The organism is Jiella endophytica (assembly GCF_004519335.1).
Lineage (GTDB): Bacteria > Pseudomonadota > Alphaproteobacteria > Rhizobiales > Rhizobiaceae > Jiella > Jiella endophytica.
The window spans coordinates 44,880-71,839 of record NZ_SOZD01000011.1 but is presented as its reverse complement, the minus strand read 5'-3'; the positions used below and the strand labels follow the sequence as shown (position 1 = coordinate 71,839).

Here is a 26,960-nt window from a genome sequence, read left to right as displayed (position 1 = left end):
TCGCCAGACTGCATCCCGACAAGACCCCCATGCGACGAAAACTCCTCAAGGCCGGATGGGACGAAAGCTTCTTCTTCGATCTCATTCGCCATATGCGATAGACCTGCCCTCAAGGGGGGAGATCGACCCCGCTGCAATCTTGCCGCCACGTTTTCGCAGATTCCGGACGGCCTCTGCCGATTCAGCGGGGCGATCGAGACAGCCTGATCTCCCCCCTTGAGGGGGAGATGCCGGCAGGCAGAGGGGGGCGCGAAGGTCGCGGCGTCGACCCGGCAACCATTCAACGGGAGGTCATTCGATGAGCTATCTCGATCAGTTGGGCAAAAGTTCCGACCCGAAAGCGCTCGACGCGGCGGCAGCTCATGCCAGTGCCGCCGCTTCGTCGGGCGGCGCTCCGGAGGCCAAGACATCCGGTGAAGCGTCCGCCGCCGCGCCCCCCACCACGGTCGATCTCCGCCGCGAATACGAGGAGGCCGGCGTCCGCGAGACGCTGGAGGAACTCGACCGCGAGCTGATCGGCCTGAAGCCCGTCAAGAAGCGCATCCGCGAGACGGCGGCGCTGCTGCTCGTCGAGCGGGCGCGCCGCCGCCTCGGCCTCGCCCATGAGACGCCGACGCTGCACATGAGCTTCACCGGCAATCCCGGCACCGGCAAGACGACGGTGGCGCTGAAGATGGCGCACCTCCTCCACCGGCTCGGCTATATCCGCAAGGGCCATCTCGTCTCGGTCACCCGCGACGACCTCGTCGGCCAGTATATCGGCCACACCGCCCCGAAGACCAAGGACATCCTGAAAAAGGCGATGGGCGGCGTCCTGTTCATCGACGAGGCCTATTATCTCTGGCGGCCGGAGAACGAGCGCGACTACGGCCAGGAAGCGATCGAGATCCTGTTGCAGGTGATGGAGAACCAGCGCGACGACCTCGTCGTGATCCTTGCCGGCTATGCCGACCGGATGGACCGCTTCTTCGAATCGAATCCCGGTTTCCGCTCGCGCATCGCCCACCACATCGACTTTCCGGACTATACCGACGCCGAACTCCACCAGATCGCCGTCGGCATGCTGGAGCGGCAGAACTATCATCTGACCGAGGAAGCGAAGACGATCCTGTCCAGCTACATCGAACAGCGGCGGGCGCAGCCGCATTTCGCCAATGCCCGTTCCATCCGCAATGCCCTCGACCGGGCCCGGCTGCGCCAGGCCAACCGGCTGTTCGAAAGCGCCGCAGGCCCGCTCGATGCCGCAGCGCTGTCGGAGATCGCGGCGGAAGACATTGCGGCGAGCCGGGTGTTCCGGCAAAAGCCCGGCGAGGGCGCCGAACATGGCCATCCCGCACAGGCTTCCGAAACGGGGCATGCGGCGCCGGAGAAAGAGGAGCACCGCCCATGACCCGCCCGCTGGTGATCGCGCCGTCGATCCTGTCGTCGGATTTCTCCCGCCTCGGCGAGGAGGTGGCGGCGATCGACCGGATGGGGGCTGACTGGATCCATCTCGACGTGATGGACGGGCATTTCGTGCCGAACATCACCTTCGGCCCGCCGGTGGTGAAGGCGATCCGCGGAGCCTCGAAGAAGGTCTTCGACTGCCATCTGATGATCGAGCCCTGCGACCCCTACATCGAGGCCTTCGCCGAGGCCGGCTGCGACATCATCACCGTCCATGCCGAGGCGACCACCCATCTCGACCGCTCGCTGCAGGCGATCAGGGCAACGGGCAAGCGCGCCGGCGTGGCGCTCAATCCTTCGACCCCCGAACAGGCAATCGAATACGTCCTCGACCGGCTGGATCTCATCCTGCTGATGACCGTCAATCCCGGCTTCGGCGGCCAGGCCTTCATCCCCGCCGTCTGCGACAAGATCGCCCGGGTGAAGACGATGATCGGCGACCGGCCGATCGACATCGAGGTCGATGGCGGGATCACGCCGGAGACCGCGCCGCTGGTCGTCGCGGCGGGGGCGAATGCGATGGTCGCCGGCTCCGCCGTCTTCAGGGGTGGCACGCCCGAACATTACGAGCTCAACATCGCGGCGATCCGCGAGGCGGCGGCGTCAGCGCTGCCGAAAGCCGCGTGATCTTGCCTGCTTCGAGCGGACGATCTTCCGACGAATAACCCAGAGTTTTCGAACACGCTTTGGTGTCATCCGGCGTTGCATGAGCGCTGCTACGATCCCCTTTTCTGACCGGGGAGGGTCGCCATGCGGATTGCCAGCTACAATGTCGAGAACCTGTTCGATCGCGCCAAGGTCTTCAACGTCGACGATCACGGGCCGCATCAGGAGATCATCGACGCCTATGCCGAGCTCTCGAAGCTGTTCGAAAAGGAGGACTATTCCGATCAAGACAAAACGCGGATGCTGGAGCTGCTCGGCGTTCTCGGCCTCCTCAACCGCGACGAGGGCGAATTTGCCTTTCTGCGGAAGATCCGCGGCCGGCTGATCCGCCGCCCGCGCGATCGCAGCGAGCCGAAGGAGATCGTCGCCAATGGCCGTGGCGACTGGGTCGGCTGGGTGGAGCTGAAGACCGAACCCGTCGACGAGATGGCGATGATCCTGACAGCAAGGGTGATCTTCGAGATCGAGGCCGACGTCATCGGGGTGGTGGAGGCGGAAAGTCGTCCCGTCCTCACCATGTTCCAGGACTTCATGGCCAAGAAGTTCGACCTCGAAGTGCCCTATGCCCACGTCATGCTGATCGACGGCAACGACCAGCGCGGCATCGACGTCGCCATCGGCACCAGAGAGGGCTACGACATCGTCTCGATGCGCAGCCATGTCGACGACCTGATGGCGAATAGCGAGCGCGTCTTCAGCCGCGACTGCCCGGAATACACGGTTGTCACACCGTCGGGGAACCGGATCGTCCTTCTCGTCAACCATTTCAAAAGCAAGTTCGGCGGCAACGATCCTGCCTCGCAGGCCCAGCGCCTCGCCCAGGCGAAGGCTGTCGCCGGCTACTACAAGCGGCTGCGCGACGAGGGGATCGACAACATCGTCGTCCTCGGCGATCTCAACGACACGCCGGACAGCGAGGAGCTGAAGCCGCTGATCGAGGGAACGGACCTGAAGGACGCGTCGACCAGCGAGAAATTCACCGAGTTTGAATTCCGGGCCGACAACGGCAATCGCGGCATCGGCACTTTCGGTCTCGGCAATGACGACGACAAGATCGACTACATGCTCCTCTCGCCGGCGCTGTTCGGCCGGATCGAGAAGGGCGGGATTTTCCGCAAGGGTGCCTGGCCGGGCAGCCGGCCGCCGCGCTGGGACGTCTATCCCGAACTGACGGCGCCGCTGCATGCCGCATCGGACCATCATCTGTTGTGGGTGGATATCGATCTGTAAAGAGGCCGGTTACGCGAGCCCGGGCGGGAAGCGGCCCGCCCACACAAACAGGGGAGCGACCGCTCTCCCTACCGCCGGTCAATTCTCGGCGTCGCTCACCCGCTTGCTCTGGCCTTGCAGACGGTCGATCAGCTTCGAGGCATCGGCCTTGGTGAGGCTTTCGTCGAAGGGATGGCCGGTCTCTTCGCAAAGCGTCTTCAGATAGGAGGACTGCGCGCCGGTCATCGGCTCGCCGCCGGTGGTCCATTCGGCCGGGTCTTTCTCGGTGTTCGAGGAGGGCGCGGTCTTGGCGTCGAGATTGCTCATGATGGGTCTCCGGAAAGCGTTCTTTGTTCTGGAAATGTTCCGTCCGGATTTTGGTTCCGAACGGCGGTCGGCGGGAGTGCCGCGCCGCCGTCAGGCGCGTCCGGTCTGCTGCGATGAGTCCCTGCCAGCGGACACGCCGCTGATGCCGCGGAGCGCCGGAAAGCGAGGCCGTGCGCATTGAAACCGCGTCATTCTCGGCCGCCGTGCCGAGAATCCAGGGGCGGCTGCCAATCCGCTAGACGCCTCGATCGCGCCGCGTTTCATCGATGGCGCCCGACGCTTCCTGGATTCTCGGGACCGGGCCCGAGAATGACGATGCGGAGGGGCTGGCGGCCGGATCTGTCGCTGAGGCTGCTCCCGAGCACGACCACGCGAAAAGGCGGGCGCCAAAAGCATCGTTGACGCTGCACAACGCAGGCAAGCTGGGGCGCGCGCATCGAAACCGCGTCATTCTCGGCCGCCGTGCCGAGAATCCAGGGGCGGCTGCCAATTCGCCGAGCGCGTCGATCGCGCCCCGTCTCATCGACGGCGCCCGACGATTCCTGGATTCTCGGGACGGGGCCCGAGAATGACGACGCGGAGGGGCTGGCGGCCAGATCTGTCATCGAGGCTGTACGGCAGTCCCGAGAACGATCACGCGAAAAGGCGGGCGCCAAAAGCATCGTTGACGCTGCACATCGCAGGCAAGCTGGGGCGCGCGCATCGAAACTGCGTCATTCTCGGCCGCCGTGCCGAGAATCCAGGGGCGGCTGCCAATTCGCCGGACACGTCGATCGCGCCCCGTTTCATCGATGGCGCCCGACGATTCCCGGATTCTCGGGGCGGGGCCCGAAAATGACGACGCGGAGGGGCTGGCGGCCGGATCTGTCGCTGAGGCTGCTCCCGAGAACGACCACGCGGAAAGGCGCGCGCCAAAAGCATCGTTGACGCTGCACATCGCAGGCAAGCTGGGGCGCGCGCATCGAAACTGCGTCATTCTCGGCCGCCGTGCCGAGAATCCAGGGGCAGCTGCCAATTCACCGGACGCGTCGATCGCGCCCCGTTTCATCGATGCCGCCCGACGATTCCTGGATTCTCGGGACGGGGCCCGAACATGATGAAGCGGAGGGGCAGGCGGCCATTCATTCCAGCGCTGCTTCCCGATCGAAGCGAAGCACGGTATGGGCGGCCGATCACCCCTTCATCACCGCCTTCGGGTCGACGCCGCCCATCTCGCAGATCACCGCGAATTCCTCGTCCTTCACCGGCTGGACGGAGAGACGGGAATTATTGACGAGGACCATGTCCTTCAGCTTCGGCTCGGCCTTGATCGCATCGAGGGTCACGGGCTCCGGCACGTCGGTCACAGCCTTGATGTCGACGCACTCCCATTTCGGGTCGTCGGCGGTGGAATCCGGGTGGATCTCCTTCACCACCTCGACGATGCCGACCACCGCCTTGCCCTCGTTGGAGTGGTAGAAGAAGCCGCGGTCGCCGAGCTTCATCTCGCGCATGAAATTGCGGGCCTGGTGGTTGCGCACGCCCGTCCATTCCTCGCCCGCGTCGCCCTTCTTCTTCTGCTCGTCCCACGACCAGGCGGAGGGTTCGGACTTGTACAGCCAATAACGCATCTTACGCGGCATCCGGATTGTTGACGGTCCAGTTCCAGCGGGTCACTGCGACATTGGAGAACAGGCCGGCCTTGGCATAGGGATCGCCGGCGGCGATCGCTTCCGCCGCATCGAGGCTGTCGGCCTCGACCACCAGCAGCGAGCCGGTCGGCTTCTCGTCGGGGCCGAGGAAGGGGCCGGCAAATTTCAGCACCTTGCCGAGGGAGGTGAGATAAGCGAGGTGCTCGGGTCGGGTGTCCAGCCGGACCTGCAGATGGCCCGGCTTGTCGGTGCAGATCACGGCATAGAGCATCGGATTTTCCTCAATCGCAGGGGCGCCGCTGCGGACAAGGGCCGGCTCGGCCCGGCCGCGGCGGGCGGGAAGGGTTACGAGCTATCGCGGGACGATGCGGCTTTCAACCGGCTTCGCGCTTCAGCGGCCTTGCGAGCAGCCGCTGCACCGCCTCGTCCACCGAAAGCTCGCCGGCGAGCACCTCCGACACGGTCTGGACGATCGGCGCCTCGATGCCGGCATCCTCGGCGAGCCTTGCGGCAATGGCGGCGGTGAAGACCCCTTCGGCGAGCTTCAACCCCTTCAGATCGTCGCCGCGCCCGAGCGCTGCGCCATAGGCGAAGTTGCGCGACTGCGGCGACGAACAGGTGAGCACCAGGTCGCCGAGGCCGGAAAGGCCCATCAGCGTCTCCGGCCGGCCGCCGAGCGCTTCGCCGAGACGGCGGAGCTCGACGAAGCCGCGGGTGACCAGCGCCGCTTCGGCCGAGGCGCCGAGCCCCCGGCCGGCGACGATGCCGGCAGCGAGCGCCAGGACGTTCTTCAGCGCGCCGCCCGCCTCGACGCCGCGAAGGTCGCTCGACGCGTAGCAGCGGAAGGTTTCGGTCGAGAGGCGACGGGCGAGCCCGTCGGCTTCCGCCGCGTCTCCCGCCGCCACCGTCACTGCCGTCGGCAGGCCGCGGGCGACGTCGCTGGCAAAGCTCGGGCCGGAGAGCGCTGCCAGGGGGTGATCGGGCAGCGCCTTCGCGACGATCTCGGACATGAACCGGCCGGTCTCCCGGGCGATTCCCTTGGCGCAAAGGACGAGGGTGGCCTCTGCGGCAAGATAGGGCCGCAGCGCGGTGGCAGCGTCGGCAAGGCTCTGCGCCGGCACCACCAGCAGGACGAGATCGGCGCCCGCGAGCGCCTCTGCCGGATCGATGGTCGCGCGGATCGATGCTGGGAGGGCAATGCCAGCCAGGTAACGCGGGTTCTCGCGCGTCTTTGCGATCGCGGCGATGGTCTCGGCGTCGCGGCCGAGCAGCGCGACGGTCTCGCCGCCGCGGGCATGGAGGGCGGCCAGCGCCGTGCCCCAGGCGCCGGCGCCGACAACGGCGATGCGGGTCATGCCTTGGCTCCCCTTCGTCCATGGCCGACCAGCGGCGCGGATTTCTCGTCGAGCGGCCAGCGCGAGCGCACCGCGACATCGCGCGGATCGGTCAGCCCTGCCTCCAGGCGTTCGAGCCCGGCATAGGCGATCATCGCGCCGTTGTCGGAGCAGAGATCGAGGGGCGGCGCGACGAGACGGGCGCCCGCCGCCTCGCATTCGGCGGTGAGCGCGGCGCGGATCGCCAGGTTGGCGCCGACGCCGCCGGCAACGCCGAGGACAGGCTCGTCAAGGTCCGGAAAGACGGCGCGAAACCGCTTCAGCGCCCGGCGGATCCGGTCGGCCACCGTCTCGGCGGCGGCGAGCTGGAACGCCGCGCAAAGATCCGCAACATCCTGGTCGGAGAGCGGGGCATGAGCTTCGGCGACGAGGCGAAGCGCCGTCTTCAGCCCGGAGAAGGAAAAGTCGAGCCGCTCCTCGCCCTTCATCGGCCGGGGCAGGGAGAAACGCTTCGCATCGCCGGCCGCCGCCATCTTCTCGACATTCGGCCCGCCGGGATGCGGCAGTTCAAGGAGTTTCGCCGTCTTGTCGAAGGCCTCGCCGAGCGCATCGTCGATGGTGGTGCCCCAGCGTTCGTAGTCGCCGAGCCCGCGCACCAGCAGGATCTGGCTGTGGCCGCCGGAGACGAGCAGCAGGAGATAGGGATAGGTGACGGCGTCGGAGAGCCGCGGCGACAGCGCATGGCCCTCGAGATGGTTGACCGCGACGAAGGGCAGGCCGCGGGCGCTGGCGATCGCCTTGCCGGTCATCGCGCCGACGAGGAGGCCGCCGACGAGGCCCGGCCCGACCGTCGCCGCTACCGCGCCGACATCGCTGAGCGTGACCTTTGCGTCGGCAAGCGCCGCGCGGATGATGCCGTCGAGCGCCTCGACATGGGCCCTCGCGGCGATCTCGGGCACCACGCCGCCGAAGGCCTGATGTTCCTCGATCTGCGACAGCACGGTGTTGGAGAGGATCTCGGCACGGCCGTCTGCGGACCGGCGGACGATCGCCGCGGCGGTTTCGTCGCAGCTCGTCTCGATGCCGAGAACGAGCCGTCCCTGGCCGGCAAGGGCACCCGGCGGCGAAAAAGGCGGTTCGGTCGGCGGCACTCGGGTCTCGTTCGCTGGCTGCGTTGGTCGACCCCGGAGATAGGCCAAGCGCGGCGCCGATGCCAACCGTCGGTCGGAGCATCGTCCGAGCCCGCGTCCTCGCACCAATCTTCAAACGCTGCCGGCCGGGACGGTCGCCCCGGCCGGCTGACATCTGACGACGTCGGTTGATCGCGGAGGCCGCGGGATCACATCGGCGGAACGACGCCCTGGTTGCCGACGACGACGGTGCTCGTGGAGATCTCTCCGTCGGACGCCTTCTCACCCGGCACGAAGACCGCCGCGCCCGGCTTGAGATCGGCTTTTCCGGCCTTGGCGAAGGTGACGACCGGGATGTTCTCCGGCAGCGAGATCGTCTTCTCGCCGGCGGGATAGGTCAGAGTGAGCTTGCGGCCGTCGGCATTCTCGACCTTGTTGGAGACGGTCGCATTGGTCATCGTGGAGTTCGGCTCGAGGTCCCACGGATAGCTGCCCTCGCCGGTGCCGGCCATGGCGGCGGGAAAGATCAGCACTTCGACCGCGTTGTTGCCGCCGCTCGATCCGGGAACCGAGGCGACGCCGACGAAGTCGCCCTTCTTGATGTCGGCGATGGAGGCCTTGGCGATCCCGGCGATCCTGTAGTCCGGCTTGAGGGTGATCGCGACGCTGTCGCCCTCGCGGGACTTGACCGTCAGGGTCGTGTCGGACAGCGACTCGATCGTTCCCCGCACCCGTTGCGGCTGGCCGGAGGATTGCGCGAAGGCCGCGGGGATGAAGACGGTTGCCGTGCCGAGGCTAAGGACACAGGCGAGCGCCGCGCGGCGTGCAAATGAAAGCTGCATGAGATGATATCCAATCGGATGTTGTTTGCCTGACTGACTTCGCCGCCGGCTTCGCAGGCGCAACACGAACGCGAGAACGTGATCGTCGGGCCGGACCGCAGGCGGGATCGAAAAACGCCGAGAAAAATGGTGTCGCGCCGCGGCGTCACGACCTAAGTTGCAGGCTTACGAAGAAGACTTTTCAAGGGGGCGGAGCGGCAGGCGATGGCGAGCGACAGGACGATCAGGATCGGCACCCGCGGCAGCCAGCTCGCGCTGGTGCAGGCCAGCGAGGTGCGCGCCAAGCTGATGGCGGCCCACGACCTGCCCGAGGACGCCTTCGCGATCGAGGTGATCTCCACCTCCGGCGACCGCATCCTCGACCGTCCGCTTTCCGAGGTCGGCGGCAAGGGCCTTTTCACCAAGGAGATCGAGCGGGCGCTGATCGAGGAGCGGATCGACTTTGCCGTTCACTGCCTGAAGGACATGGCGACGGCGCAACCGGACGGGCTGGAGATGTCCGCCTTCCTGCCTCGCGAGGACGTGCGCGACGTCCTCATCGGCCGGGCGGCACCGACGATCGCCGAGCTTCCGCAAGGCGCAGTGGTCGGCTCGGCCTCGCTGCGGCGCCAGGCGATGCTGAAGCGGATGCGCCCGGATCTTCGAGTCGTTACCTTCCGCGGCAACGTCCAGACGCGGCTGAGAAAGCTCGAAGAGGGCCAGGCCGACGCGACGCTCCTGGCAATCGCCGGGCTCAACCGCATGGACATGGCGCATATCGCCACCGAGACCCTCGACCTCGAGACCTTCCCACCGGCGCCGGGGCAGGGCACGCTGGTCATTCAGAGCCGCGTCGGCGACCGGCGGATCGAAGAACTCGTCGCACCGCTCGCCGATCGGGCGACGACGATCGCCTCGACCGCCGAGCGCGCCTTTCTCGCCGAGCTCGACGGCTCCTGCCGGACCCCGATCGCCGCCCATGCGACGCTCGGCGAGGACGGCACGCTGACGCTGCACGGCATGATCCTGACGCCCGACGGCAGCGAGATGCACGAGACCCGCCGGACCGGCGTCGTCGAGGATGCCGAGGTGATCGGCAGGCTCGCCGGGCGCACGGTGCTGGAGGCGGCGGGGCCGGGCTTCTTCGACGGCTGGGCGGACTGAACCCTTCGTGGCGCGCGTCCTGATCCTGCGCGAGGCGGCCGAAGCCGAACGCACGGCGGGGCATCTCGCCTCCCTTGGCCATCAGCCGCTGATGCTGCCGCTGGAGCGCACCGTCGAGACCCATGCGCCGGCCGGAACGGCGGGCGAGGGGGCCGCGGGTTTTGCCGCGACGAGCGCCCGGGCGATCCCGGCGCTGGCCGAAGCGTTCTCAAGCGATTCGCGCCCGCTCTTCGTGGTCGGCGCCGCCACCGGCGAGACGGCCACCGATGCCGGCTTTGCCAATGTCCGGGTGGCGGAAGGCGCCGCCGCGACCATGGGGCGGCTGGCGCTCGCCAGCGGCATCACGGCCGGCGACACGCTGCTCTATGCCGCTGGCCGGCGGCGGACCGGCACGCTCGAACGCGCGATGGAGAAGGCCGGCATCGCCTGCCGGATCTGGGAGGTCTACGACATCCTGCCGGTGACAGTGAGCGAAGGCATGGTGCGCAGCCTCTTGATCGGCGGCCCGCCGGACGTGGTGCTGCTCCTCTCGGCAGGGCAGGCGGAGGGCTATGGCAGGATGGTGGACGCGATGCCGCAGTATTTCGCGCCGCCACCCAAGCTTCTGGCGCTTTCGAGCCGGATTTGCGAGGCGCTGCCGCAATTCCTGCGAGAGGATGTCCTTGTTTCAGCCAGGCCGAGCCTCGCCTCGCTTTTCGAACTCATAGGCTAACCTACATCACGAGAAGACGAACACGGCGCTTGCGCCATGCGCACGAATGAAGGACCAATGGACGAAGGCCGAATGGCGGTGACGGGTTGCTCCCGCGATCCGCCGCCCGGACTGCGAGCATGGAGCTGACGCTATGACCAACCGTCCCCGGCGATCGCGACCGACGAAGACGCGAGGCCAGACGATCGATCTCAAGGCGGAAAAGAAGACGACTGTGAGTGAAGGCGAGAAGACGACGGCAACGCCCGCCGCCAAACCCGACAAGAGCACTGCCACGGCGGCCGCACAACCGACGGCGCAGGCTCCGGTGAAAGGTGCGGCGACTTCCCCGACGCCGGCGTCCCCGGCCTCCGCCTCGTCAAAGCCCGCTGCGTCGGCGCCACCGTCATCGGCGGCCCCTTCGTCCGCCTCGAAGCCGCCTGCGGCTGGCGCAGCGCCCGCATCCTCTGCCGCGGCCACCGCGGCATCGAAGCCGAGCGCGGCGGCGGCCTCAGCCACTGCGCCGTCGAAGGCTGGGCTCGCCAGCGCTGCCGCAAATCCCTCGAAGCTGAACAAGGGCGAGCCGGCGGCGGCGAAGACAGCGACTGCCGCCGCTCCGGCCGGGACGTCACCATCGGCGGCGAAGAGCATGGCTTCGGGCACTCAGAGCCCGGCGCCGTCGGGCGTCTCGTCCGCCGCTGGCGCATCGGCTGCTGCCGCCAGCGCTGCAAGGCCGACGCCGACCCCTGCCGCAGCCTCGTCGACGGGCACCGGGCGCGGCGCGCCGAGTGCCCCGCCGCCGGCAGGCCGCTCCGGCGGTCCGGGCATCGGCGGCATCATCGGGGCGGCGATCCTCGGCGCGGTGCTGGCCCTCGCCGGCGCGTCGATCTTCGTCGCCAACGGCTGGCTGCCGGGCTTCGGAACTCCGCCGCAGACGGCCGCCAACGCTTATGCGACAGAGGATGCGCTGAAGTCGGTCAACGACGAGATCGCCAAGCTGCGCGAGGAGATCGGCGCGGCCGGAACGGCCTCGGGCGGCGAGCCTGTCGACCTTTCCGGCATCGAGAAGCGTCTCGACACGATCGAGAGTTCGACGGCGGAGATTGCGGCAATCAAGCAGTCGGCCGATGCCGCGGGACAGACCGCCCAAGGCGCCGAAAAGGCCGCCACCGCCGCCCAGCAGTCGGCGACGGCGCTGATGGATGCCAGCGACCGCACCTCCCGTGACGCCGCCGATGCGCTGAAACAGGCGGCTGCGGCGAACCAGACGGCGGGGGGCGCGCAGCAGGCCGCCACCAATGCCCAGGAGACGGCGAACGGCGCGCAATCGACTGCGCAGTCGGCAAGCGACGCCGCGAAACAGGCCGCGACGACTGCCGGTGAAGCGAAAGAAACGGCCGACGCCGCCAGCGCGAAGCTGAACGACAGCTTGCCAAAGCTGGAAGACCGAGTCGCGGCGATCGAGGAGGCGAACAAGCGTGCCGCGACCGCGCTTGCCGCCGCCAACCTCAAATCGGCGATCGATTCCGGCAATCCCTTCGCCGAGCAGCTCGAGACCTTTGCCAAGACGACGGGTTCCGGGGAGGCGACCGAGAGCCTGAGGACCTTCGCCGCCGACGGCGTTCCCTCCGAGCGGGAGCTGGCCGAGCAGTGGCCGTCGGTCGAACGGAAGATCGCCGACGCCCTGTCCCCGCCGCAGCCGAGCGCCCCGGTCGGCGACCAGTTCATGGCCGGACTGAAGTCGCTGGTGCAGGTCCGCTCGTCCAATTCGGCGCCGCCCTCGGACAAGAGCGACGACGCGACGCTGTCGCGACTGGACGCGGCAATGCGCTCCGGCGATCTCAAGGCCTTCCAGTCGGAATGGCAGACCCTGCCGGACGACGCAAAATCCGCCAGCGCCGACTTCGCCGACAAGGTCAAGGCCCGGCTGACGGCCGAGGAGATCGTCTCGTCGACGCTCTCCGGTGCGATTGCCGGCCCGCAGCCGCAGTCGCCGGACGCCGCCGAACCCGCCAATCAGGGCTAGCCCCGGGAAAAACACATGCTGCGTATCCTCGCCTTCTTTCTCATCATCCTGGCGCTGTCGCTCGGTTTCGGCTGGCTGGCGGACAATCCCGGCTCGGTGACCTTCGACTGGCTGGGGCAGACGGTGAATACCTCGATGCTGGTGTTCCTGCTCGTCCTCGGCTGCTTCGTCGTCGCCTCGCTGATCGTCGTCTGGCTGATCTCGGCCTTCTTCCGCACCCCGCACACGATCGGCAACTGGTGGGACGGGCGGCGCCGCGACAAGGGCTATCACGCGCTGTCGAGCGGCATCATCGCCGCCGGCGCCGGTGACGCGATCCTCGCCCGGAAGATGACCAAGCAGAGCCAGAAGCTTCTCGACCAGCGCCGGGAGCCGCTGATCCGCTTCCTCGACGCGCAGACGGCGATGATCGAGGGCGACCATGCCCATGCCCGGTCGGTGTTCCAGGCGATGGAGCGCGACCCCGAGACGCGGCTTCTCGCCATGCGCGGCCTCTATCTCGAAGCCGAGCGGGTGGGCGACGAATCCGCCGCGCGCTTTTATGCCGACCGCGCGGTGCGTCTGGCACCGCATGTTCCCTGGGCCGGCGGCGCGGTGCTCGAGGGCAAGTCGCTCGCCGGGGACTGGGACGGCGCGATGCATATCCTGGAGGCGCAGAAGAACACCCGCCTCGTCGACCGGGACGAATCCAAGCGGACCCGTGCGGTGCTGTTGACCGCCAAGGCGATGGACTGCGTCGAGGCCGATCCGAAGAGCGCCAAGGCGGCGGCGCTGGAGGCCCACAGCCTGGCGCCGGAGCTGGTTCCGGCCGCGCTGGTGGCGGCACAGGCCTGTTTCCGGCTCGGCGATCTCAGGAAGGGCGTCAAGGTTCTGGAGAAGAGCTGGACCTATGGCCCGCATCCGGAAGTCGCCGAAGCCTATGTCTCGGCGCGGGCAGGCGATTCCGTCGAGGACCGGCTGAAACGGGCGCGTCACCTCGCGAGCCTCAGGCCGGGTAATGTCGAATCGGCGCTCTGCCTCGCCCGGGCGGCGCTCGACGCGAACGAACTGAAGCTCGCCCGCCAGTCGGCCCTCGAAGCCGCCGAGATCGAGCCGCGCGAGAGCGTCTATCTGCTTCTCGCCGACATCGAGGAGGCCGATACCGGCGAGGTCGGCCGGGTGCGCGAGTGGATGGCCAAGGCGATCCGCGCGCCGCGCGATCCGGCCTGGACCGCCGACGGCGTCGTGTCCGAGCACTGGGCGCCGGTCTCGCCGGTCACCGGTCGCCTCGACGCCTTCGAGTGGAAGTCGCCGCCGCAGCGGGTGATCGCCGCAAGAGCTCACGTGCTGGACGAGGAGACACCGGCGGAAACGATCGACGCCGAGGCGGCGGACGCTCCTGGCGGCAGCGCAGCCGCCGCGCCGAAGACGCTGGACAAGCCGGCACCGGCCGACGAAGCGAAGTCCGCCGACACCGCCAAAAGAGAAGAGGCGTCGCCAAAATACCTGCCTGGCGAGCCGAAGCCGGCCGAGACGATGGCCCATGGCGCAGGCGCTGCCAATGGCGCGGAACAGCAGCCGGCGCGGGATGCGAAGCCGGGCAAGACGGCGTCGAAGCCCGAATTCGGCCGCAGCAGCGAGGAGCGCAAGGAGGCCCGCTTCGGCTGACCTTCGGCCGAAGCAGCTTCCGACGTGGCGCGTGTGGCAGGGTAAAAATCAATGTTCGATGCGATCAAGAGCTTCTTTCGCGCTCTCGGCGACGAGGGGCGTGAACAGGCGAGCGGTGCCGACGACGTCAAGGTGGCGAGCGCGGCGCTGCTCTTCCACATCATCGAGGCCGACGGCATCGTCACCGATTCCGAGCGTCGGCGTCTGGTCGACGTCCTCGGCGAGGAGTTCGGCCTGTCGGCGGCGGAGGCCCAGCGACTGGCGGGGGAGGGCAAGCGGGCCGACCAGCAGTCCGTCGACCTCTATCATTTCACCTCGATCCTGAAGCGCGAACTCGACGAGGAACACCGCATCCGCTTCGTCGAGATGCTCTGGGAGGTGACCTATGCCGACGGCGAGGTCCACGAACTCGAGGACAACCTGATCTGGCGCATTGCCGAACTGCTCGGGGTCTCGACGCGCGACCGGATGCTGATGAAGCACGAGGCGGCGAGCAGGGTCGGCGAGTAGCGGCGGCAGTCTCTCCGAGGGGAGCCGGCGCGGGCACGCTTCTTGCTTCTCTTGCAACGGCGCTGCCTCGGGCGTAGGTCGGGGATCCGCAGAGCCTTTGATTTGAACCGCAGCGATCAGGTCGCAGCATCGAGCCATGGCATATCACGAGCATTCGGCGATGAACGAAGCGGCAGCCCCTCACGGCCTCGGGGAGCCGGACTACATTCTCGACGGGACCGACGAGCGGCCCGTCCTCATCGTCCTGCATCAGGAAGGATCGACGCCCGGCCGGGTCGGTCAGGTGCTGCAGCGCCACGACGTCAGGCTGGACATCCGGCGTCCGGTCCTCGGCCAGCCGCTCCCCGAGACCCTCGACGAGCATCGCGGCGCGATCGTCTTCGGCGGCCCGCCGAGCGCCAACGACACCCACGACTACATCCGGGCCGAGCTCGAATGGATGAAGGTGCCGCTGCGCGAGGAGCGGCCGTTCCTCGGCATCTGTCTCGGCGCCCAGATGCTCGCCAAGCATCTCGGCGCCAAGGTGCAGTCGCATCCCGACGGTCTCGCCGAGATCGGCTACTATCCGCTGCATTCGACGCCGGAAGGCCGTCAGGTCGTTCGAAACTGGCCGCAGATGATCTATCAGTGGCACCGCGAAGGCTTCGACCTGCCGCGGGGTGCGCGGCTGCTCGCCGCCGGCGACTGGTATCCGAACCAGGCCTTCCAGTACGGTCCGGCCGCCTATGCCGTGCAGTTTCACGCCGAGCTCACGCTCGCGATGATGCACCGCTGGACCACCCGTGGCCACGAGCGGCTGCGGCTGCCGGGCGCCCAGGCGCGGCGGGCGCATTTCGACGGCCGCGGCATCTATGACGCGCCGGTGCTGCGCTGGCTGGAGACGTTCCTCGCCCGGACCTTCGGCCGTCACGCTGACGAAAAAGCCGCCTGACGCGCCCCTCGACCCGCTGGGCTGATCGTCCTTGCGCGATGCGGGGCTGGCCGGGCCTCAAGAGACCTGCGCCCTACGCCGTCAGGCCTTGGCAGCAATCAGTTCCGCCGCTCGGGTGAGCGCGAAGTCGTAGCCTCTGGTGCCGAATCCGGCGATGACGCCCTCCGCCCGGCCGGAGACGAAGGAGTGGTGGCGGAAGCTCTCGCGCTTGTGGATGTTCGAGATATGCACCTCGAGGACGACGCCGTCATAGGCGTTGAGGGCGTCGAGGATCGCCACCGAGGTATGGCTGAACGCGCCGGGATTGATGATGATCGCGGCTGTTTTGTCGCGCGCCTCGTGGATCCAGTCGATGATCTCGTATTCGCGGTTCGACTGCAGGCAGCGCAGATCATGGCCGAGTTCGCCTGCCAGCGGCTGCAGCCGCGCCTCGATGTCGGCAAGGGTCTCGAAACCGTAGACCTCCGGCTGGCGCTTGCCGAGCAGGTTGAGGTTGGGACCGTGGATGCAGAAGATCGTCGCCATGGCGCGACTTAGACGCGCCCGGCCGGCGATGGCAAGAGGCAAGGCGCGCCGGCGGCAGCCGGGTCAGCCGCGGAACACTGTGTCCGAAACCCATTCGCGGGCAAGGCGGACGAGATTGCGCGAGCGGCTGCCGCGGGCGATCCCCTTGACGGCGGCAGCTACGCGCGTCTCGCTGCCGGGCTTCAGTCCGATGACGAAGGTCGCCAGCGGCAGCCGCTCCGGCCAGAAGCGGTTCATCACGAAATGGTCCGGCATGGCGCAGGAGTCGGCGGATTTGATCGCCGGGTCGGCAATCAGGGCGCGGGTGGTCTCGGCGATCAGCTGCTGGCCCGGAGACGCCTTCGCGAATTCCTCGTCATAGGCCATCTTCCAGGCGAAGGCCTGGCCCGCCTGGATCAGCGCGACGAGGCTCGCCACCGGTCGCTCGCCGACCATCAGCGTATAGACCCGGGAGCGGCCGTCCTCGGCGAGCGCATTCACCGATTCGCGGGCGAAGGCGGCGCGATAGCGGTCGAGGATCATCGCGCTGCGCGCCTTGCCCTTCCAGCCGCTGGCCTCGAGGGCGAGAAAATCCTCGAGCGCCTTGCGAACGCTCTGCGCTTCGCGCGCCACCTTGAAGCTGACCGGACCTTGCGCCTGCAAAAGCCGGCGCTGGCGCGAAAGTTCGCGGCGGCGGCGCGGCGCGCTTGGCGGCATGGACAGGTAGTCGGCGGCATCCGACTTGACGAGGCCCGCCCTCTCGAAGGCGCCGACGGTGGCGATCGGCAGTCCCGCCGCCGCCGTGACGGCACGGATCGCCGCGGCGAAGGGGCCGTCGGTGCGTGTCTCGGGCAGGACGAGAATGTCGGGCAGGCCGGCTTCGGGCGCCGCCAGCATGTCGAAGAAGCCGCGCAGCGTCTCTTCCGGATCATCGCCGTCGAGGGGCAGCGTGCCGAGGCGGCCGAAGGGGTGAACCCAGGCGCGGATGGTCGCGACGCCGCGCAGCATCGACGTCCGCTCCACAGTATAGGGCATCAGCAGCCGCAGCCGGCTGTGCGACGGGCCCTCGTCGCGCAGCACCATCAGCCGCACGCTGCGATCGTCGAGACGCGGCATCGCCGGCACGAAGAAGCGGGGGTCGAAGAAGACGTTGGGCTCGATCGATCGGCGGGAGAGATGCTGCAATTCGCCGATCAGCGAGAACGCCTGTTCCGGCCTGTAGATGGTGAAGCGGCGAGTGCCGCCGCTGCGCGCGACCGCCATGTCGAGGACCGCCGGCACCGCCTCGTCCGGCGGGGTCGCGCCCGCACCCGTCAAGGCCGCGCCGGCCGGGCCGAAGGCCTCGGCTTTCGCGACGGCTGTCGAGGCTGGACCGGAAATCTCGCCCATCCCCTTGGGTGCGCACTCCATACTCGACATACTGGTTCACACGTCCGGCGATTTTCGTACGGCTCATGCCGCTGCGGCAATTGTCATCTACGGGCCTTAAGATTTCGTCGCATGGCGGCGGCCGTCTCAGCCGGAAAAGCCGCCGCCGTCCAGATACGCCTGCTCGGCTTCGCTGGTTTCACGCCCGAGGAGAGCGTTGCGATGCGGGAACCGGCCATAGTCGGCGATGATGTCGCGATGCAGCTCGGCGAATTTGACGTTGTCGGGATCGCCGATCCGCGCCATCCAGGCGACGCAGTCCTCCTGATCGGCAAGCGCTTCGGAATGCATCAGCGGCAGCACCAGGAACTGGTTGACGTCTTCGGCGACAGTCTCGTGATCGCCCCGCGCCAGCGCCATGCGGGCAATCTCGAGAGCCTTGCCGTCGGTGGCGAAGGCGAGCGGCGTGTCGCGGAACATGTTGCGCGGAAACTGGTCGAGCAGGATGACGAGGGCGAGCGCCCCGCTGGCGGTCTTCGCCCAGTCGTCGAGTTCGCCGCGGGCAGCCATCTCGTAGAGATCGCCGAAGCGCTGGCGGATCGTCTCGTCGAAAGCGGCGTCCTTCCCGAACCATTTCTCGGGCCCGGCCTCCCGCCAGAAATCGATGATGGTCTGCGGGTCGGGCGCAAAGGCGTGCGGCATTTTCACAGTTCTCTCGAAAAGGCTCTCACATCGCGGCGCTTGCGGGCCGCGCGTCCGGAACATAGGCAACACATCGCGGTATCACAGTGGAATCACTTCTGCGCTCGAAGGCAGGCAAACCCATGGCGGAACTCGATCTGCGCGGCCTGCGCTGCCCCTTGCCGGCGCTTAGGACCGCAAGGCGGCTGGCGACGATGGCGACGGGCAAGCGGCTGACGGTGCTCGCCGACGATCCGCTGGCGGCGATCGACATCGCGCATCTCTGCCGCGAGGACGGTCACCAACTGGTCGAGAGCGTGGAGGAGGGCAGCTTTCGGCGCTTCGTCATCGTCGCGGGATGACGGGAGCGCGTTGCTGCCGGATCAGCCGGAAAAGCGCATGCCGGGAACTGCCAGCGGATTGACTTCGATGGCCGCGCGGTCGGCGGTGTCGGGCGCGATGCCGCCGGTAAAGGCGGAGAAGAGATCGCGCGCGTAACGCTCGTCGAGACCCTGGCCGATCAGCACGATGCGCGTCTGCGGCGGCGTCCCGCTTGGCCAGCCGGGCAGCTGCGCCGGTGGATGAAGAAAGCCCTGGACGCCGTGCAGCACCAGCGGCCTGCCCGAATTTTCGGCGAGCTGGACGACGCCCTTCATCCGGAGGATCTTCCTGCCGGCGGTCTCGGTCAGGATCTCCAGGAAACTTGAAATCGCGTCGAACGGGATCGGGCGGTCGGTCTCCAGCGAGAACGAGCGGATGCCGTCATGCCGGTGTTCGTGCGCATGGCCGTGGCCATGATGGTGATCATGGTCATGCTGCTCGCGGCCATGCGGCTTATCAGGCGAATGATGGCTGTGAGTGGCGCCCTGCGGGCGGTCACCAGCCTCGCCGAGCCAGGCGGCGAAGCCTTCGCCGCGCTTGAGGGAATCGGCAAGGCCGCAGCCGACCAGAATGCCCTCGGCGCCCTCGATGGTCGCCGCATCGACGATCGGTGCGCGCGGGTTCAGTCCTTGCAGGGCTTGCCGCAGGGTGTCGAGCATTTCCGCCGAGGCGAGGTCGGTCTTGGAAAGGACGATCCTGTCGGCGACGGCGACCTGCCGCCGGCTGTCGACATGGTCGGCAAGCGTCGCGCTGCCGTGCACCCCGTCGACCACCGTGACGACGCCGTCGAGGGAGTAGGTTTCCGCCAGGACCGGATGGGACATGATTGCCGCGAGGATCGGCCCCGGATCGGCAAGGCCCGTCGTCTCGACGACGACCCGGGCCGGCGTCTGCGCCCCCCTGGCGGCGAGGTCTGCGAGGGTGTCGACCAGCTCGCCCCGCACCGTGCAGCAGAGGCAGCCATTGGAGAGCGAGATCACGCCGTCGCTGGAAACCGCCTCGATCAGCAGCGGATCGATCGCCGCCTCGCCGAATTCGTTGACGACGACGGCGGCGCCGGAAAGCGCCGGATCGCCGATCAGGCGGTTGAGAAGGCTGGTCTTGCCGGCACCGAGAAAGCCGGTCAGCAGCGTCAGCCGGATCGCACCGCGGGCCGCGTTGCCTTCGGATGCCACAGTCAGTCTCCGCCCTCTTCGGCAGCCGCCGGCTGGCGGCCGAAACCCGCGGCCCTGAGGTCGAAGCCGGGCTCCGCGTCGAGCCGCGGCCCGCGCTTGGCCATCGGGCTGTGGACGCCGAGCGGGAATGACGACCGCAGCGTCCCGCTGGTATAGGCGTTGGCCGCCGAGGGCTTGTCCGGCGGCGTCTCGGCGGCGGGAAGCGGCGTGTCGACCGAGGCCTCACCGGGCTCCGCGGGCGTTGCCGCACCGTCCGGCGCGCTGCCGTCGGTGGCGATGCTCTCGGGCGCCGGCGGGGTCGGCCGCGGCGTCGGGATCGGAATGCCGTAATTGGCGATGATCGAGACGCCGGCATCGACGAGCTCGTTGCCCGCCGCGCCGCCGAGGCCGACCTTCACGGTGACCGGCGGGCGCTGCATCTCGGTCAAATAAGGCGAGCCGAATTTCTCGTCCCGGTCCTTCTCCTCGCCGCGCTCGGCGGCGCGGGCGCTGCGGCCCTTGGCGCCGCAGATATAGTCCGAAATGTCGATCACCTCGCCGGGCGAGGTCGGCAGCTGGTCGACGGTCTGGGTCTTGGTCGCAAGGTCGGTCTCGAAGCCCGCCTGCAGGATTGCCGCCGAGAGCCGCTCGCGCTTGATCGTGCCGTTGGCGCCGAGAACGACGGCGACCAGCGTGCGGCCGTCGCGGGTCGCCGACGAGACGAGGTTGAAACCCGAAGCGCAGATATAGCCGGTCTTCATGCCGTCGGCGCCCTCGAAACGGCCGAGCAGCTTGTTGCCGTTCTTCATGACGTATTTGCCGTTGGTGATCGCCTCGATGTCGAAATAGCCGGAAAAGGCCGGGAATTCGCGGCGGATCTGGATGGCGAGGATGGCGAGATCCTTGGCGCTGGAATGCTGCCCGTCCTGGGGCAGGCCGTTTGGATTGACGAAGTGGGTGTCCTTCATCCCGAGGCGCGCCGCCTCGGCATTCATTATGTCGACGAAGCCCTCTTCCGACTCATGGGCGAGACTCTGGCCGATCGCCATGGCGATGTCGTTCGCCGATTTCACCAGCATCATCTTCATCGCATTGTCGAGGCGGATCACCGAGCCGGCGGGATAGCCCATCTTGGCCGGCGCCTGGGCGGCGGCGAGACGGGTGACGATGACCGGCGAATCGAGCGAGACGGTTCCTTCCCGCAGCGCCTTGAGCGCCAGATAGACGGTCATCAGCTTGGTGGTCGAGGCCGGATAGCGGCGCTCGGTGGCGTTGTGCTCGGAAAGCACCTTCCCCGTCGCGACGTCGACCACGATGCTCGATGCCGGATGGTTCGCCACCTCGGCCGCCGGCGTTTCCTCGGGCGCCGCTTCGGTCTCGGACGCGGCCGGCGTCTCGGGTTCGGCAGGTGGCTGCGGCGCGGCCGGCTCGCCGGCCGGCGTTTCACCGGCGATGACGGGCTTCGGGGTCGGCACGGCGACCTGTTTCGCCGCGGCCGGTGCCGGGATGGCGAGGCAGGCCGCAAAGAGGGCCGCCACCGCGCCGCAGCAGAAACGCTCGAAGAGGGACGATCTCACCACGTGTTTCTCCCGCAATTCGTCGTCGGCGAAATGAACGGCTGCCGGGCCGGCCCGTTGACAGGCAGGGCGGGCCATGTCGCACTGCGAAAGGCGTCGCCCCTTGGCAGCAGCCCGGCCGCAATCCCGGCCGGCAGCGTCGCGGCTCGCCATTCCCGGCGCTGTTGCCGGTACATGCCTCAAATGGAAACGGATCATGCCCGTCAGTAACCGAATCGCCGCCTTAAGGCCAGAGATCGAAGCCTGGCGTCGCACCCTCCATGCCCAGCCGGAACTGCTCTATGACGTTACGGACACGGCGGCTTTCGTCGAGGCGCGCTTACGGGACTTCGGCTGCGACGAGGTGACGACGGGCATCGGGCGGACCGGAGTCGTCGGCGTGATCCACGGCCGCGAAGGGCCAGGCGGCCGGATGATCGGGCTGAGGGCCGACATGGACGCGCTGCCGATCGTCGAGGAGACCGGGCTGCCCTATGCCTCCGAACGGCCCGGCGCGATGCATGCCTGCGGCCATGACGGCCACACCGCGATGCTGCTCGGCGCCGCCAAGGGCCTTGCCGAGACCCGCGGCTTCTCCGGTTCGGTGGCGCTGATCTTCCAGCCGGCCGAGGAGGGCGGCGCCGGCGGCAAGGCGATGATCGAGGACGGCCTCTTCGAGCGCTTTCCGGTCTCCCAGGTCTACGGCATGCACAATCTGCCCGGCCTGGCGGTCGGCAAGTTCGGCATGCGTCACGGCGCCATCATGGCTTCGACCGACGAATTCGCCATCACCCTCAAGGGCCGCGGCAGCCATGCGGCGATGCCGCAGCGCTCGGCCGATCCGATCCTTGCCGGCGCGGCGCTGGTCCAGGCCCTGCAGGCGATCGTCTCGCGCAACACCGATCCGTTGAAGTCGCTGGTTGTCTCGGTGACGCAGTTCCACGGCGGCTTTGCCCACAACGTCATTCCCGACAATGCTCTCGTCTCCGGCACGGTGCGGGCGCTCGACACCGAGATGCGCGACCTTGCCGAGCGCCGCATCCGCGAGATCGCCGCCGGCATCGCCGCGGTCCACGGCCTTGCGGCCGACGTCGACTGGGACCGCAACTATCCCGTCACCGTCAACGACGCCGCCGAGAGCGACTTCTGCGCCGAGGTCGCGATGGACATCGTCGGCCCCGGCAATGTCGACGCCAATGCGGCGCCGCTGCTCGCCGGCGAGGATTTCTCCTACATGCTGGAGGCAAAGCCCGGCGCCTACGTCTTCATCGGCAACGGCGACACCTCCGGCCTTCACACCGCGACCTACGACTTTTCCGACGAGGCGCTGGTCGCCGGCTCCAGCTACTGGGTGCGGCTCGTCGAAAAGGCGCTGCCGCTGCGATAATCCGGCGCCACGCCGCTCCGGCCCGCATCCAACATCCGAAAGGCTTTCCATGCTCATCGCCGACGATCCCGTTCGCGCCTTCATGCCCTATCATGCGATCCCGGTGGCGAGCGCCCCCGAGGGGCCGCTTGCCGGCATGACCCTGGCGGTCAAGGACATCTTCGACGTTGCCGGCTATCGCACCGGCTGCGGCAACCCGCTGCGGCTCGCCGCGAGCCCGATCGCCGAGACCACCGCACCCGCCGTCCAGGCGCTGCTCGATGCCGGCGCGGAGTTTGCCGGCAAGACCCATACCGACGAGCTTGCCTGGTCTCTCTACGGCCTCAACCCGCATTTCGGCGGGCCGATCAACGCCGCAGCGCCGGACCGGATCACCGGCGGTTCCTCTTCGGGATCCGCGGCAGCCGTGGCGGCCGGCCTCGTCGACATCTCGGTCGGAACCGATACCGGCGGCTCGGTGCGAGCGCCGGCGAGCTTCTGCGGCCTCTGGGGCATCCGCCCGACCCATGGCCGGGTGTCGCTGGAAGGCTGCATGGAACTGGCCGCGAGCTTCGACACCTGCGGCCTCTTCGCCCGCGACGGCGAGACCCTGCGCAGCGCCTTCGCGGTGATCGGCGGCGGCGATACGGCGCCGCTCCCCGATCGCCCACGGCTGATGCGCCCGGCCGACATGGTGGCGCGGCTCGGCGAGGCGCAGCGCGCCGTCTACGACGCGGCCTTCGCCTCCGTCGAGGCGAGCGAGGTTTCCGTCTATCCGGAGGGCGGCGCGGACGCTGCCCATGACGCCTTCCGCATCCTCCAGTCGGCCGAGGCGCTCAAGGCGGTCGTGCCGTTCCTCGACGCCTCGGGCGCGCCGCTGATCGCCGGCCTTGCCGAGCGGGTCGCCTTTGCGAGAGGCCTTTCGGAGGATGCCGTCGCAGCCTCGATCGCGCTCCGCGAAACCGTCCGGGCAAAACTCGACGAGATCCTCGGCTCAGACGGCGTGCTGCTCGCCCCTTGCGTCCACGATGCGCCGTTTGCCCGCGACGCCGGACCGGACATGCACGAGAGCTTCCGCCCGGCGGCGATGAAGCTCCTCTGCATCGCCGGCCTCGCCGGCCTGCCGCAGGTGACGCTTCCGGCGGGCAAGGTCGACGGCGCCCCCTATGGCGTCTCGCTGATCGGCCCGCGGGGCAGCGACCTGTCGCTGGTGAAGCTGGCGGTGGCGCTGAAGGGGTGAGGGCGGTTCCATTCGCGCACGCCTGATCGTTTCCGCGCCGAGTCTTCCTCGGCCGTTTGCGGCAACCGCCCCTGGATTCTCGGGACGGGGCCCGAGAATGACGAAGCGGGGAGGATTGCGCTCTTTCCTGCCGGTGTTGGCGCCCACGGTTTCGCGTTCCCGCGCCGCGTTGCGGCCGGGAGGATTCTCTGTCCCGCCCTTAAGCTCCTCGTGGAACTCGTCGCTGGCGGGCCCCTGCCTGTCCCGCCCTTAAGCTTCGGCCTTCGGCCTCGCTGGCGGGCCCCTGTCTGTCCCACCCTTAAGCTCCTCGCGAAGCTCGTCGCTGGTGGGCCGATTCTCTGTCCCACCTAAAGCTTCGGCCTTCGGCCTCGCTGGTGGGCCCTGTCGCCGCCAATCGTGCCGTTGGCACTCGGGCGGCGGTGCACCGGAGGCAAGCCCTCCGTGGTAGTCACACGTTTTCCGGCTCGCCTCCGGCGCACCGCGCGGCTCTTTTCCTGCCTCCATGGACCGTCGCCCGCCTGATCGACGGGTTCCGGTGGCGGCTGGCTCTTCACCCGCCAGTGCCTTTTCAGCACGGCGACCTCAAGCGGACCGATCCGCGCCCGCGCCGTATTACGCGAGGGACCAGCGGCACCAGGAGGCCGTCCGGGACGCTCCTTCTCCGGAAGAAGGAACGGCGCGGAGACCGCATCGCCGGCCCGCAGACGCTCCCGGTGAGCGCCCGTGCCCGGTTCCCGTCGACTGGATGGGGTGAACCGGCGATGAGGGGATTGTGCGCACGGTTAGCAGGGGTGGGGACAGGAATATTTGCGGAATATAATAAAATCAGCAAGTTAGAGAAAAGTCGTGAGCAAGATATTTACGGGGCCGAACGAGGCGCCCTCTCTCCCCATTGCGGGAGAGAAAGCGATTTCATCGTCTTGGCGAAGCCAAGTGATAGAAATCGCAAGTGAGGGGTTTCACCGCGTCAGGGTTGCTGGCGGTATTGATGCCACTCCGCTCCATCCGTCCGCGCGGACGACGGTTTGAGCGGGGACACCCCTCTCTTGTCATTCTCAAGGTTTGGACCTTGCTTCGCTCGGCCCAACTCCTTGGAATGACTTTCTCTCCCGCGAAGGGGAGAGAGGGCGCGCGTGCCGAAGGCGCAGCGACGCATTGCAATCGATGCCGTTCTGGGTTGCACTTCTCTTCATGGCAATGCATGCACCCATCAACCCAAAGCATCGCCGTTTTGCGAAGCGGATGCGACTTGATCCGACACCGGCGGAACGGGCGTTCTGGTATGGCGTCAAGGCGGTACGGCTCGGCGGGCTGAAATTTCGCCGGCAGGTGCCGATGCTCGGCTTCATCGTCGATTTCGTCTGCTACGAGGCGAAGCTGATCGTCGAGATCGACGGCTGGCAGCATGATGGGACAGTGGCGGCGCGTTCGCGCGATACGCGGCGGGACGCGGCCTTTGCGGAAGCGGGATATCTCACCCTGCGCTTTGCAAACGAGACGGTGCTCGACGATGTCGACAAGGTGCTTGCGACGGTGCTTGTCGCCGCTCGATCGCGGATCGAAAGGCGCTGACGGCAGCGGCGGGGCGCCCTCTCTCCCCCTTGCGGGAGAGAAAGCGATTTCATCGTCTTGGCGAAGCCAAGCGATAGAAATCGCAAGTGAGGGGTTTCACCGCGTCAGGGTTGCTCGCGGCATTGATGCCACTCCGCCGCTCCATCCGTCCGCGCGGACGACGGTTTGAGCGGGGACACCCCTCTCTTGTCATTCTCAAGGTTTGACCTCGCACGCTCGGCCCAACTCCTTGGAATGACTTTCTCGCCCGCGAAGGGGAGAGAGGGCGCTCTACGCCCCAGTGTCGCAGGTATGGCAGCGCACTTGAACGGCGACGGGTGCTGATCTCGTAGGTATCGATGCAGCCGCAGCACGGGCAGACGGCCTCACCGTTGGTCTCAGCCCAGCGGATCGCTTTCATGGTTGAACGGACGGGTTGGGAAGAGAAGGCAAAAGGGATCATTCGGGGCGAGGTGGCCCGGCGAAGCGTGACATATGCGCCGCTTGTCAAGCGGCTGGGTGAGATCGGTGTTGACGAGAACGAACGCAACCTGCGGAATAAAGTGAGCCGGGGAGAATTCACCGCTGGATTTTTATAGCAATGTCTGACCGTAGTTGGCGTGGAGACGCTGCGCCTTGGATAATCACAGCGATCGGATTGATGCTCATCGCTGTGATGGCGTTCAATTTCGCTTTCCTACAGGGAAGCGAAATTGCAAGAGAACGCTACAATTCCGAACGCGCTTCAGAGAACGCTTCCAAGAAAGGCTACGAAAAATGTATCAACGAGGCGTCCGTCGAAAAGGCAATTGAATGCTATAAGGCATCCAAACAAAACTATGCCGAAGATGCACGCGCCTACAGCGGTCTGAGCGCTCAATGGCAAGCCGCTGAGTGGACCAAAGCGGCGACCATCACAGGCAGTATAATCGGCGCTCTATCGCTTATCGCTGCCTCCATTGGCGTTCTTTACGTTAGAAAAACTCTTCTCGAAACCAGACGCATTGGCCAAGCGCAAACGCGGGCTTGGATAAAACTTATGTGCGTTGCAGGGGACGAGTTCGCTACAAGAAGAGTGCAAGAAGACGACATAGTTGCGCCGATCAAGATTACCGTAGAAAATATTGGCAATAGACCAGCCAGATATTGTTACAAAATATTCAAATATCGAGATGATTATATATTAAATGACAATCACATTGTAGAAAAAGAGAAATACAATGAGTTTCCTTGGTTTATCAGTGAAATTATGATGCCGGGCGAACAATCTACTATAATCGCGAATGTAGAAATTAAAGCTGATGAGTCGATCGAAATTCAAGATTTCGAGGCAAATAATGGAATTATGTGGGTAAAGTCGAACATTGTCGTGGCCGTTCTTTATGAGGCTGCGGGAGAATCGGTGATCGGACAGACCGCGAAATCTTTGAATGTCTGTATTGACGTGAGAAAAAACTTCAATCCAGGCGAGCATAGAGATTGGGGTGATAGCCCCCGTTATAGCTGGGACTGCTCTTACAGACCCGGTGGTGATCATGCAGAGTAAAAGCCATTCAGCCCCCCATGGCGAACGGGGGATTAGTGCATTTGCTGTCGAAAGGCGCGAAAAGGCTTTCTCTCCCGCAA

General features: G+C 67.0%; 27 protein-coding genes and 1 pseudogene. 15 read left to right on the top strand and 13 right to left on the bottom strand.

The genetic code is table 11. The features are described 5' to 3' along the window. Positions 1-298: 298 nt before the first annotated feature. The 3 genes from cbbX (at position 299) to E3C22_RS22565 (ending at position 3,342) form a co-directional block, all read left to right on the top strand. Positions 299-1,390, top strand: coding sequence for a CbbX protein (cbbX, locus tag E3C22_RS22575; RefSeq protein ID WP_134764146.1), 1,092 nt, complete (start codon positions 299-301; stop codon positions 1,388-1,390). After that, positions 1,387-2,073, top strand: a complete 687-nt coding sequence (gene rpe, locus E3C22_RS22570) for a ribulose-phosphate 3-epimerase (protein WP_134764145.1) — start codon at positions 1,387-1,389, stop codon at positions 2,071-2,073. The genes cbbX and rpe overlap by 4 nt, the downstream gene beginning before the upstream one ends. 123 nt (positions 2,074-2,196) lie before the next feature. Next, positions 2,197-3,342 (top strand): endonuclease/exonuclease/phosphatase family protein, encoded by a 1,146-nt coding sequence (locus tag E3C22_RS22565; protein ID WP_134764144.1) that lies wholly within the window; start codon positions 2,197-2,199, stop codon positions 3,340-3,342. A 78-nt stretch (positions 3,343-3,420) separates the two neighbouring features. On the opposite strand, the gene E3C22_RS22560 is transcribed toward E3C22_RS22565, so the two are convergent. From E3C22_RS22560 to E3C22_RS22535, 6 genes are all read right to left on the bottom strand, one after another. Continuing rightward, complete coding sequence (locus tag E3C22_RS22560; RefSeq protein WP_134764143.1) at positions 3,421-3,648, bottom strand: DUF3072 domain-containing protein; 228 nt, start codon at positions 3,646-3,648, stop codon at positions 3,421-3,423. A 1,172-nt stretch (positions 3,649-4,820) separates the two neighbouring features. Further along, a complete protein-coding gene (locus E3C22_RS22555; protein WP_134764142.1) occupies positions 4,821-5,258 on the bottom strand; it encodes an EVE domain-containing protein in 438 nt (145 codons plus the stop codon). Between the two features lies 1 nt (position 5,259). Then, positions 5,260-5,550, bottom strand: a complete 291-nt coding sequence (locus E3C22_RS22550) for a YciI-like protein (RefSeq protein ID WP_134764141.1) — start codon at positions 5,548-5,550, stop codon at positions 5,260-5,262. A 103-nt stretch (positions 5,551-5,653) separates the two neighbouring features. Next, complete coding sequence (locus tag E3C22_RS22545; protein WP_134764140.1) at positions 5,654-6,634, bottom strand: NAD(P)H-dependent glycerol-3-phosphate dehydrogenase; 981 nt, start codon at positions 6,632-6,634, stop codon at positions 5,654-5,656. Further along, on the bottom strand, positions 6,631-7,764 hold the full coding sequence (gene tsaD / locus E3C22_RS22540) for a tRNA (adenosine(37)-N6)-threonylcarbamoyltransferase complex transferase subunit TsaD (protein ID WP_134764139.1): 1,134 nt from the start codon (positions 7,762-7,764) through the stop codon (positions 6,631-6,633). The genes E3C22_RS22545 and tsaD overlap by 4 nt, the downstream gene beginning before the upstream one ends. Positions 7,765-7,952: 188 nt before the next feature. Further along, positions 7,953-8,585, bottom strand: coding sequence for a hypothetical protein (locus E3C22_RS22535; protein ID WP_134764138.1), 633 nt, complete (start codon positions 8,583-8,585; stop codon positions 7,953-7,955). A 204-nt stretch (positions 8,586-8,789) separates the two neighbouring features. On the opposite strand from E3C22_RS22535, the gene hemC reads away from it, so the two are divergent. Together hemC and E3C22_RS22525 are read left to right on the top strand one after the other, a co-directional pair. Continuing rightward, positions 8,790-9,728 carry a hydroxymethylbilane synthase gene (hemC, locus tag E3C22_RS22530; RefSeq protein WP_134764137.1) on the top strand — a complete coding sequence of 313 codons (939 nt, stop codon included), beginning with the start codon at positions 8,790-8,792 and terminating at the stop codon, positions 9,726-9,728. 7 nt (positions 9,729-9,735) lie between these two features. Beyond that, positions 9,736-10,440, top strand: coding sequence for a uroporphyrinogen-III synthase (locus E3C22_RS22525; RefSeq protein WP_134764136.1), 705 nt, complete (start codon positions 9,736-9,738; stop codon positions 10,438-10,440). A 6-nt stretch (positions 10,441-10,446) separates the two neighbouring features. Here E3C22_RS22525 and E3C22_RS22520 read toward each other — a convergent pair whose 3' ends face one another. After that, complete coding sequence (locus tag E3C22_RS22520; protein ID WP_134764135.1) at positions 10,447-11,070, bottom strand: hypothetical protein; 624 nt, start codon at positions 11,068-11,070, stop codon at positions 10,447-10,449. Here E3C22_RS22520 and E3C22_RS22515 point away from each other — a divergent pair. The 4 genes from E3C22_RS22515 (at position 11,069) to E3C22_RS22500 (ending at position 15,533) form a co-directional block, all read left to right on the top strand. Next, a complete protein-coding gene (locus E3C22_RS22515; RefSeq protein ID WP_134764134.1) occupies positions 11,069-12,445 on the top strand; it encodes a hypothetical protein in 1,377 nt (458 codons plus the stop codon). The genes E3C22_RS22520 and E3C22_RS22515 overlap by 2 nt on opposite strands. 15 nt (positions 12,446-12,460) lie before the next feature. Next, positions 12,461-14,092, top strand: coding sequence for a heme biosynthesis protein HemY (locus E3C22_RS22510; protein WP_134764133.1), 1,632 nt, complete (start codon positions 12,461-12,463; stop codon positions 14,090-14,092). 51 nt (positions 14,093-14,143) lie between these two features. Then, complete coding sequence (locus tag E3C22_RS22505) at positions 14,144-14,602, top strand: tellurite resistance TerB family protein (protein WP_134764132.1); 459 nt, start codon at positions 14,144-14,146, stop codon at positions 14,600-14,602. Positions 14,603-14,762: 160 nt separating this feature from the next. Next, positions 14,763-15,533, top strand: coding sequence for a glutamine amidotransferase (locus E3C22_RS22500; RefSeq protein WP_245515148.1), 771 nt, complete (start codon positions 14,763-14,765; stop codon positions 15,531-15,533). An 81-nt stretch (positions 15,534-15,614) separates the two neighbouring features. Here the strand turns inward: E3C22_RS22500 and aroQ are convergent, their stop codons facing one another. From aroQ to E3C22_RS22485, 3 genes are all read right to left on the bottom strand, one after another. After that, the gene (gene aroQ / locus E3C22_RS22495) at positions 15,615-16,058 is read right to left on the bottom strand and encodes a type II 3-dehydroquinate dehydratase (RefSeq protein WP_134764130.1); all 444 of its coding nucleotides are present in this window, start codon (positions 16,056-16,058) and stop codon (positions 15,615-15,617) included. A gap of 63 nt (positions 16,059-16,121) precedes the next feature. Next, positions 16,122-17,426: a GNAT family N-acetyltransferase gene (locus E3C22_RS22490; RefSeq protein WP_245515147.1), complete on the bottom strand. Its 1,305-nt coding sequence runs from the start codon at positions 17,424-17,426 to the stop codon at positions 16,122-16,124. A gap of 126 nt (positions 17,427-17,552) precedes the next feature. Beyond that, on the bottom strand, positions 17,553-18,107 hold the full coding sequence (locus tag E3C22_RS22485) for a DUF924 family protein (protein ID WP_134764129.1): 555 nt from the start codon (positions 18,105-18,107) through the stop codon (positions 17,553-17,555). A 122-nt stretch (positions 18,108-18,229) separates the two neighbouring features. Between E3C22_RS22485 and E3C22_RS22480 the strand changes: the two genes are divergently transcribed. Next, positions 18,230-18,448: a sulfurtransferase TusA family protein gene (locus E3C22_RS22480; protein WP_134764128.1), complete on the top strand. Its 219-nt coding sequence runs from the start codon at positions 18,230-18,232 to the stop codon at positions 18,446-18,448. A gap of 21 nt (positions 18,449-18,469) precedes the next feature. Here the strand turns inward: E3C22_RS22480 and E3C22_RS22475 are convergent, their stop codons facing one another. Both E3C22_RS22475 and E3C22_RS22470 read right to left on the bottom strand, forming a co-directional pair. After that, positions 18,470-19,642: a CobW family GTP-binding protein gene (locus tag E3C22_RS22475; RefSeq protein ID WP_245515146.1), complete on the bottom strand. Its 1,173-nt coding sequence runs from the start codon at positions 19,640-19,642 to the stop codon at positions 18,470-18,472. 2 nt (positions 19,643-19,644) lie between these two features. Beyond that, positions 19,645-21,201, bottom strand: a complete 1,557-nt coding sequence (locus tag E3C22_RS22470; RefSeq protein ID WP_245515145.1) for a D-alanyl-D-alanine carboxypeptidase family protein — start codon at positions 21,199-21,201, stop codon at positions 19,645-19,647. Between the two features lie 193 nt (positions 21,202-21,394). On the opposite strand from E3C22_RS22470, the gene E3C22_RS22465 reads away from it, so the two are divergent. From E3C22_RS22465 to E3C22_RS22455, 3 genes are all read left to right on the top strand, one after another. Beyond that, positions 21,395-22,564: a M20 aminoacylase family protein gene (locus E3C22_RS22465; RefSeq protein WP_134764126.1), complete on the top strand. Its 1,170-nt coding sequence runs from the start codon at positions 21,395-21,397 to the stop codon at positions 22,562-22,564. Positions 22,565-22,613: 49 nt separating this feature from the next. Beyond that, positions 22,614-23,783, top strand: coding sequence for an amidase (locus tag E3C22_RS22460; RefSeq protein WP_134764125.1), 1,170 nt, complete (start codon positions 22,614-22,616; stop codon positions 23,781-23,783). Between the two features lie 1,164 nt (positions 23,784-24,947). Next, positions 24,948-25,355 (top strand): endonuclease domain-containing protein, encoded by a 408-nt coding sequence (locus E3C22_RS22455; protein WP_342635635.1) that lies wholly within the window; start codon positions 24,948-24,950, stop codon positions 25,353-25,355. A 307-nt stretch (positions 25,356-25,662) separates the two neighbouring features. On the opposite strand, the pseudogene E3C22_RS22450 reads toward E3C22_RS22455, so the two are convergent. Further along, positions 25,663-25,752 (bottom strand): annotated as a pseudogene (locus E3C22_RS22450) (transposase); the annotation flags it as partial. A 1-nt stretch (position 25,753) separates the two neighbouring features. Here E3C22_RS22450 and E3C22_RS22445 point away from each other — a divergent pair. Then, a complete protein-coding gene (locus E3C22_RS22445) occupies positions 25,754-25,933 on the top strand; it encodes a DUF6471 domain-containing protein (protein WP_134764124.1) in 180 nt (59 codons plus the stop codon). A gap of 2 nt (positions 25,934-25,935) precedes the next feature. Beyond that, entirely contained in the window at positions 25,936-26,880 is a 945-nt protein-coding gene (locus E3C22_RS22440) for a hypothetical protein (RefSeq protein ID WP_134764123.1), read from the top strand. The last annotated feature ends 80 nt before the right edge of the window (positions 26,881-26,960 follow it).

What these genes read in the sequence shown, in the direction of transcription:
- aroQ (WP_134764130.1), bottom strand. Translation starts at nt 16,058, where the DNA reads ATGGCGACGATCTTCTGCATCCACGGTCCCAACCTCAACCTGCTCGGC.
- E3C22_RS22460 (WP_134764125.1), top strand. Translation starts at nt 22,614, where the DNA reads ATGCTCATCGCCGACGATCCCGTTCGCGCCTTCATGCCCTATCATGCG.
- E3C22_RS22490 (WP_245515147.1), bottom strand. Translation starts at nt 17,426, where the DNA reads ATGGGCGAGATTTCCGGTCCAGCCTCGACAGCCGTCGCGAAAGCCGAG.
- E3C22_RS22485 (WP_134764129.1), bottom strand. Translation starts at nt 18,107, where the DNA reads ATGCCGCACGCCTTTGCGCCCGACCCGCAGACCATCATCGATTTCTGG.
- E3C22_RS22500 (WP_245515148.1), top strand. Translation starts at nt 14,763, where the DNA reads ATGAACGAAGCGGCAGCCCCTCACGGCCTCGGGGAGCCGGACTACATT.
- cbbX (WP_134764146.1), top strand. Translation starts at nt 299, where the DNA reads ATGAGCTATCTCGATCAGTTGGGCAAAAGTTCCGACCCGAAAGCGCTC.
- E3C22_RS22505 (WP_134764132.1), top strand. Translation starts at nt 14,144, where the DNA reads ATGTTCGATGCGATCAAGAGCTTCTTTCGCGCTCTCGGCGACGAGGGG.
- E3C22_RS22465 (WP_134764126.1), top strand. Translation starts at nt 21,395, where the DNA reads ATGCCCGTCAGTAACCGAATCGCCGCCTTAAGGCCAGAGATCGAAGCC.
- E3C22_RS22545 (WP_134764140.1), bottom strand. Translation starts at nt 6,634, where the DNA reads ATGACCCGCATCGCCGTTGTCGGCGCCGGCGCCTGGGGCACGGCGCTG.
- E3C22_RS22445 (WP_134764124.1), top strand. Translation starts at nt 25,754, where the DNA reads ATGGTTGAACGGACGGGTTGGGAAGAGAAGGCAAAAGGGATCATTCGG.
- rpe (WP_134764145.1), top strand. Translation starts at nt 1,387, where the DNA reads ATGACCCGCCCGCTGGTGATCGCGCCGTCGATCCTGTCGTCGGATTTC.
- hemC (WP_134764137.1), top strand. Translation starts at nt 8,790, where the DNA reads ATGGCGAGCGACAGGACGATCAGGATCGGCACCCGCGGCAGCCAGCTC.
- E3C22_RS22550 (WP_134764141.1), bottom strand. Translation starts at nt 5,550, where the DNA reads ATGCTCTATGCCGTGATCTGCACCGACAAGCCGGGCCATCTGCAGGTC.
- E3C22_RS22515 (WP_134764134.1), top strand. Translation starts at nt 11,069, where the DNA reads ATGGCTTCGGGCACTCAGAGCCCGGCGCCGTCGGGCGTCTCGTCCGCC.
- E3C22_RS22455 (WP_342635635.1), top strand. Translation starts at nt 24,948, where the DNA reads ATGCCGTTCTGGGTTGCACTTCTCTTCATGGCAATGCATGCACCCATC.
- E3C22_RS22520 (WP_134764135.1), bottom strand. Translation starts at nt 11,070, where the DNA reads ATGCTCTTCGCCGCCGATGGTGACGTCCCGGCCGGAGCGGCGGCAGTC.
- E3C22_RS22440 (WP_134764123.1), top strand. Translation starts at nt 25,936, where the DNA reads ATGTCTGACCGTAGTTGGCGTGGAGACGCTGCGCCTTGGATAATCACA.
- E3C22_RS22535 (WP_134764138.1), bottom strand. Translation starts at nt 8,585, where the DNA reads ATGCAGCTTTCATTTGCACGCCGCGCGGCGCTCGCCTGTGTCCTTAGC.
- E3C22_RS22480 (WP_134764128.1), top strand. Translation starts at nt 18,230, where the DNA reads ATGGCGGAACTCGATCTGCGCGGCCTGCGCTGCCCCTTGCCGGCGCTT.
- E3C22_RS22510 (WP_134764133.1), top strand. Translation starts at nt 12,461, where the DNA reads ATGCTGCGTATCCTCGCCTTCTTTCTCATCATCCTGGCGCTGTCGCTC.
- E3C22_RS22565 (WP_134764144.1), top strand. Translation starts at nt 2,197, where the DNA reads ATGCGGATTGCCAGCTACAATGTCGAGAACCTGTTCGATCGCGCCAAG.
- E3C22_RS22555 (WP_134764142.1), bottom strand. Translation starts at nt 5,258, where the DNA reads ATGCGTTATTGGCTGTACAAGTCCGAACCCTCCGCCTGGTCGTGGGAC.
- E3C22_RS22560 (WP_134764143.1), bottom strand. Translation starts at nt 3,648, where the DNA reads ATGAGCAATCTCGACGCCAAGACCGCGCCCTCCTCGAACACCGAGAAA.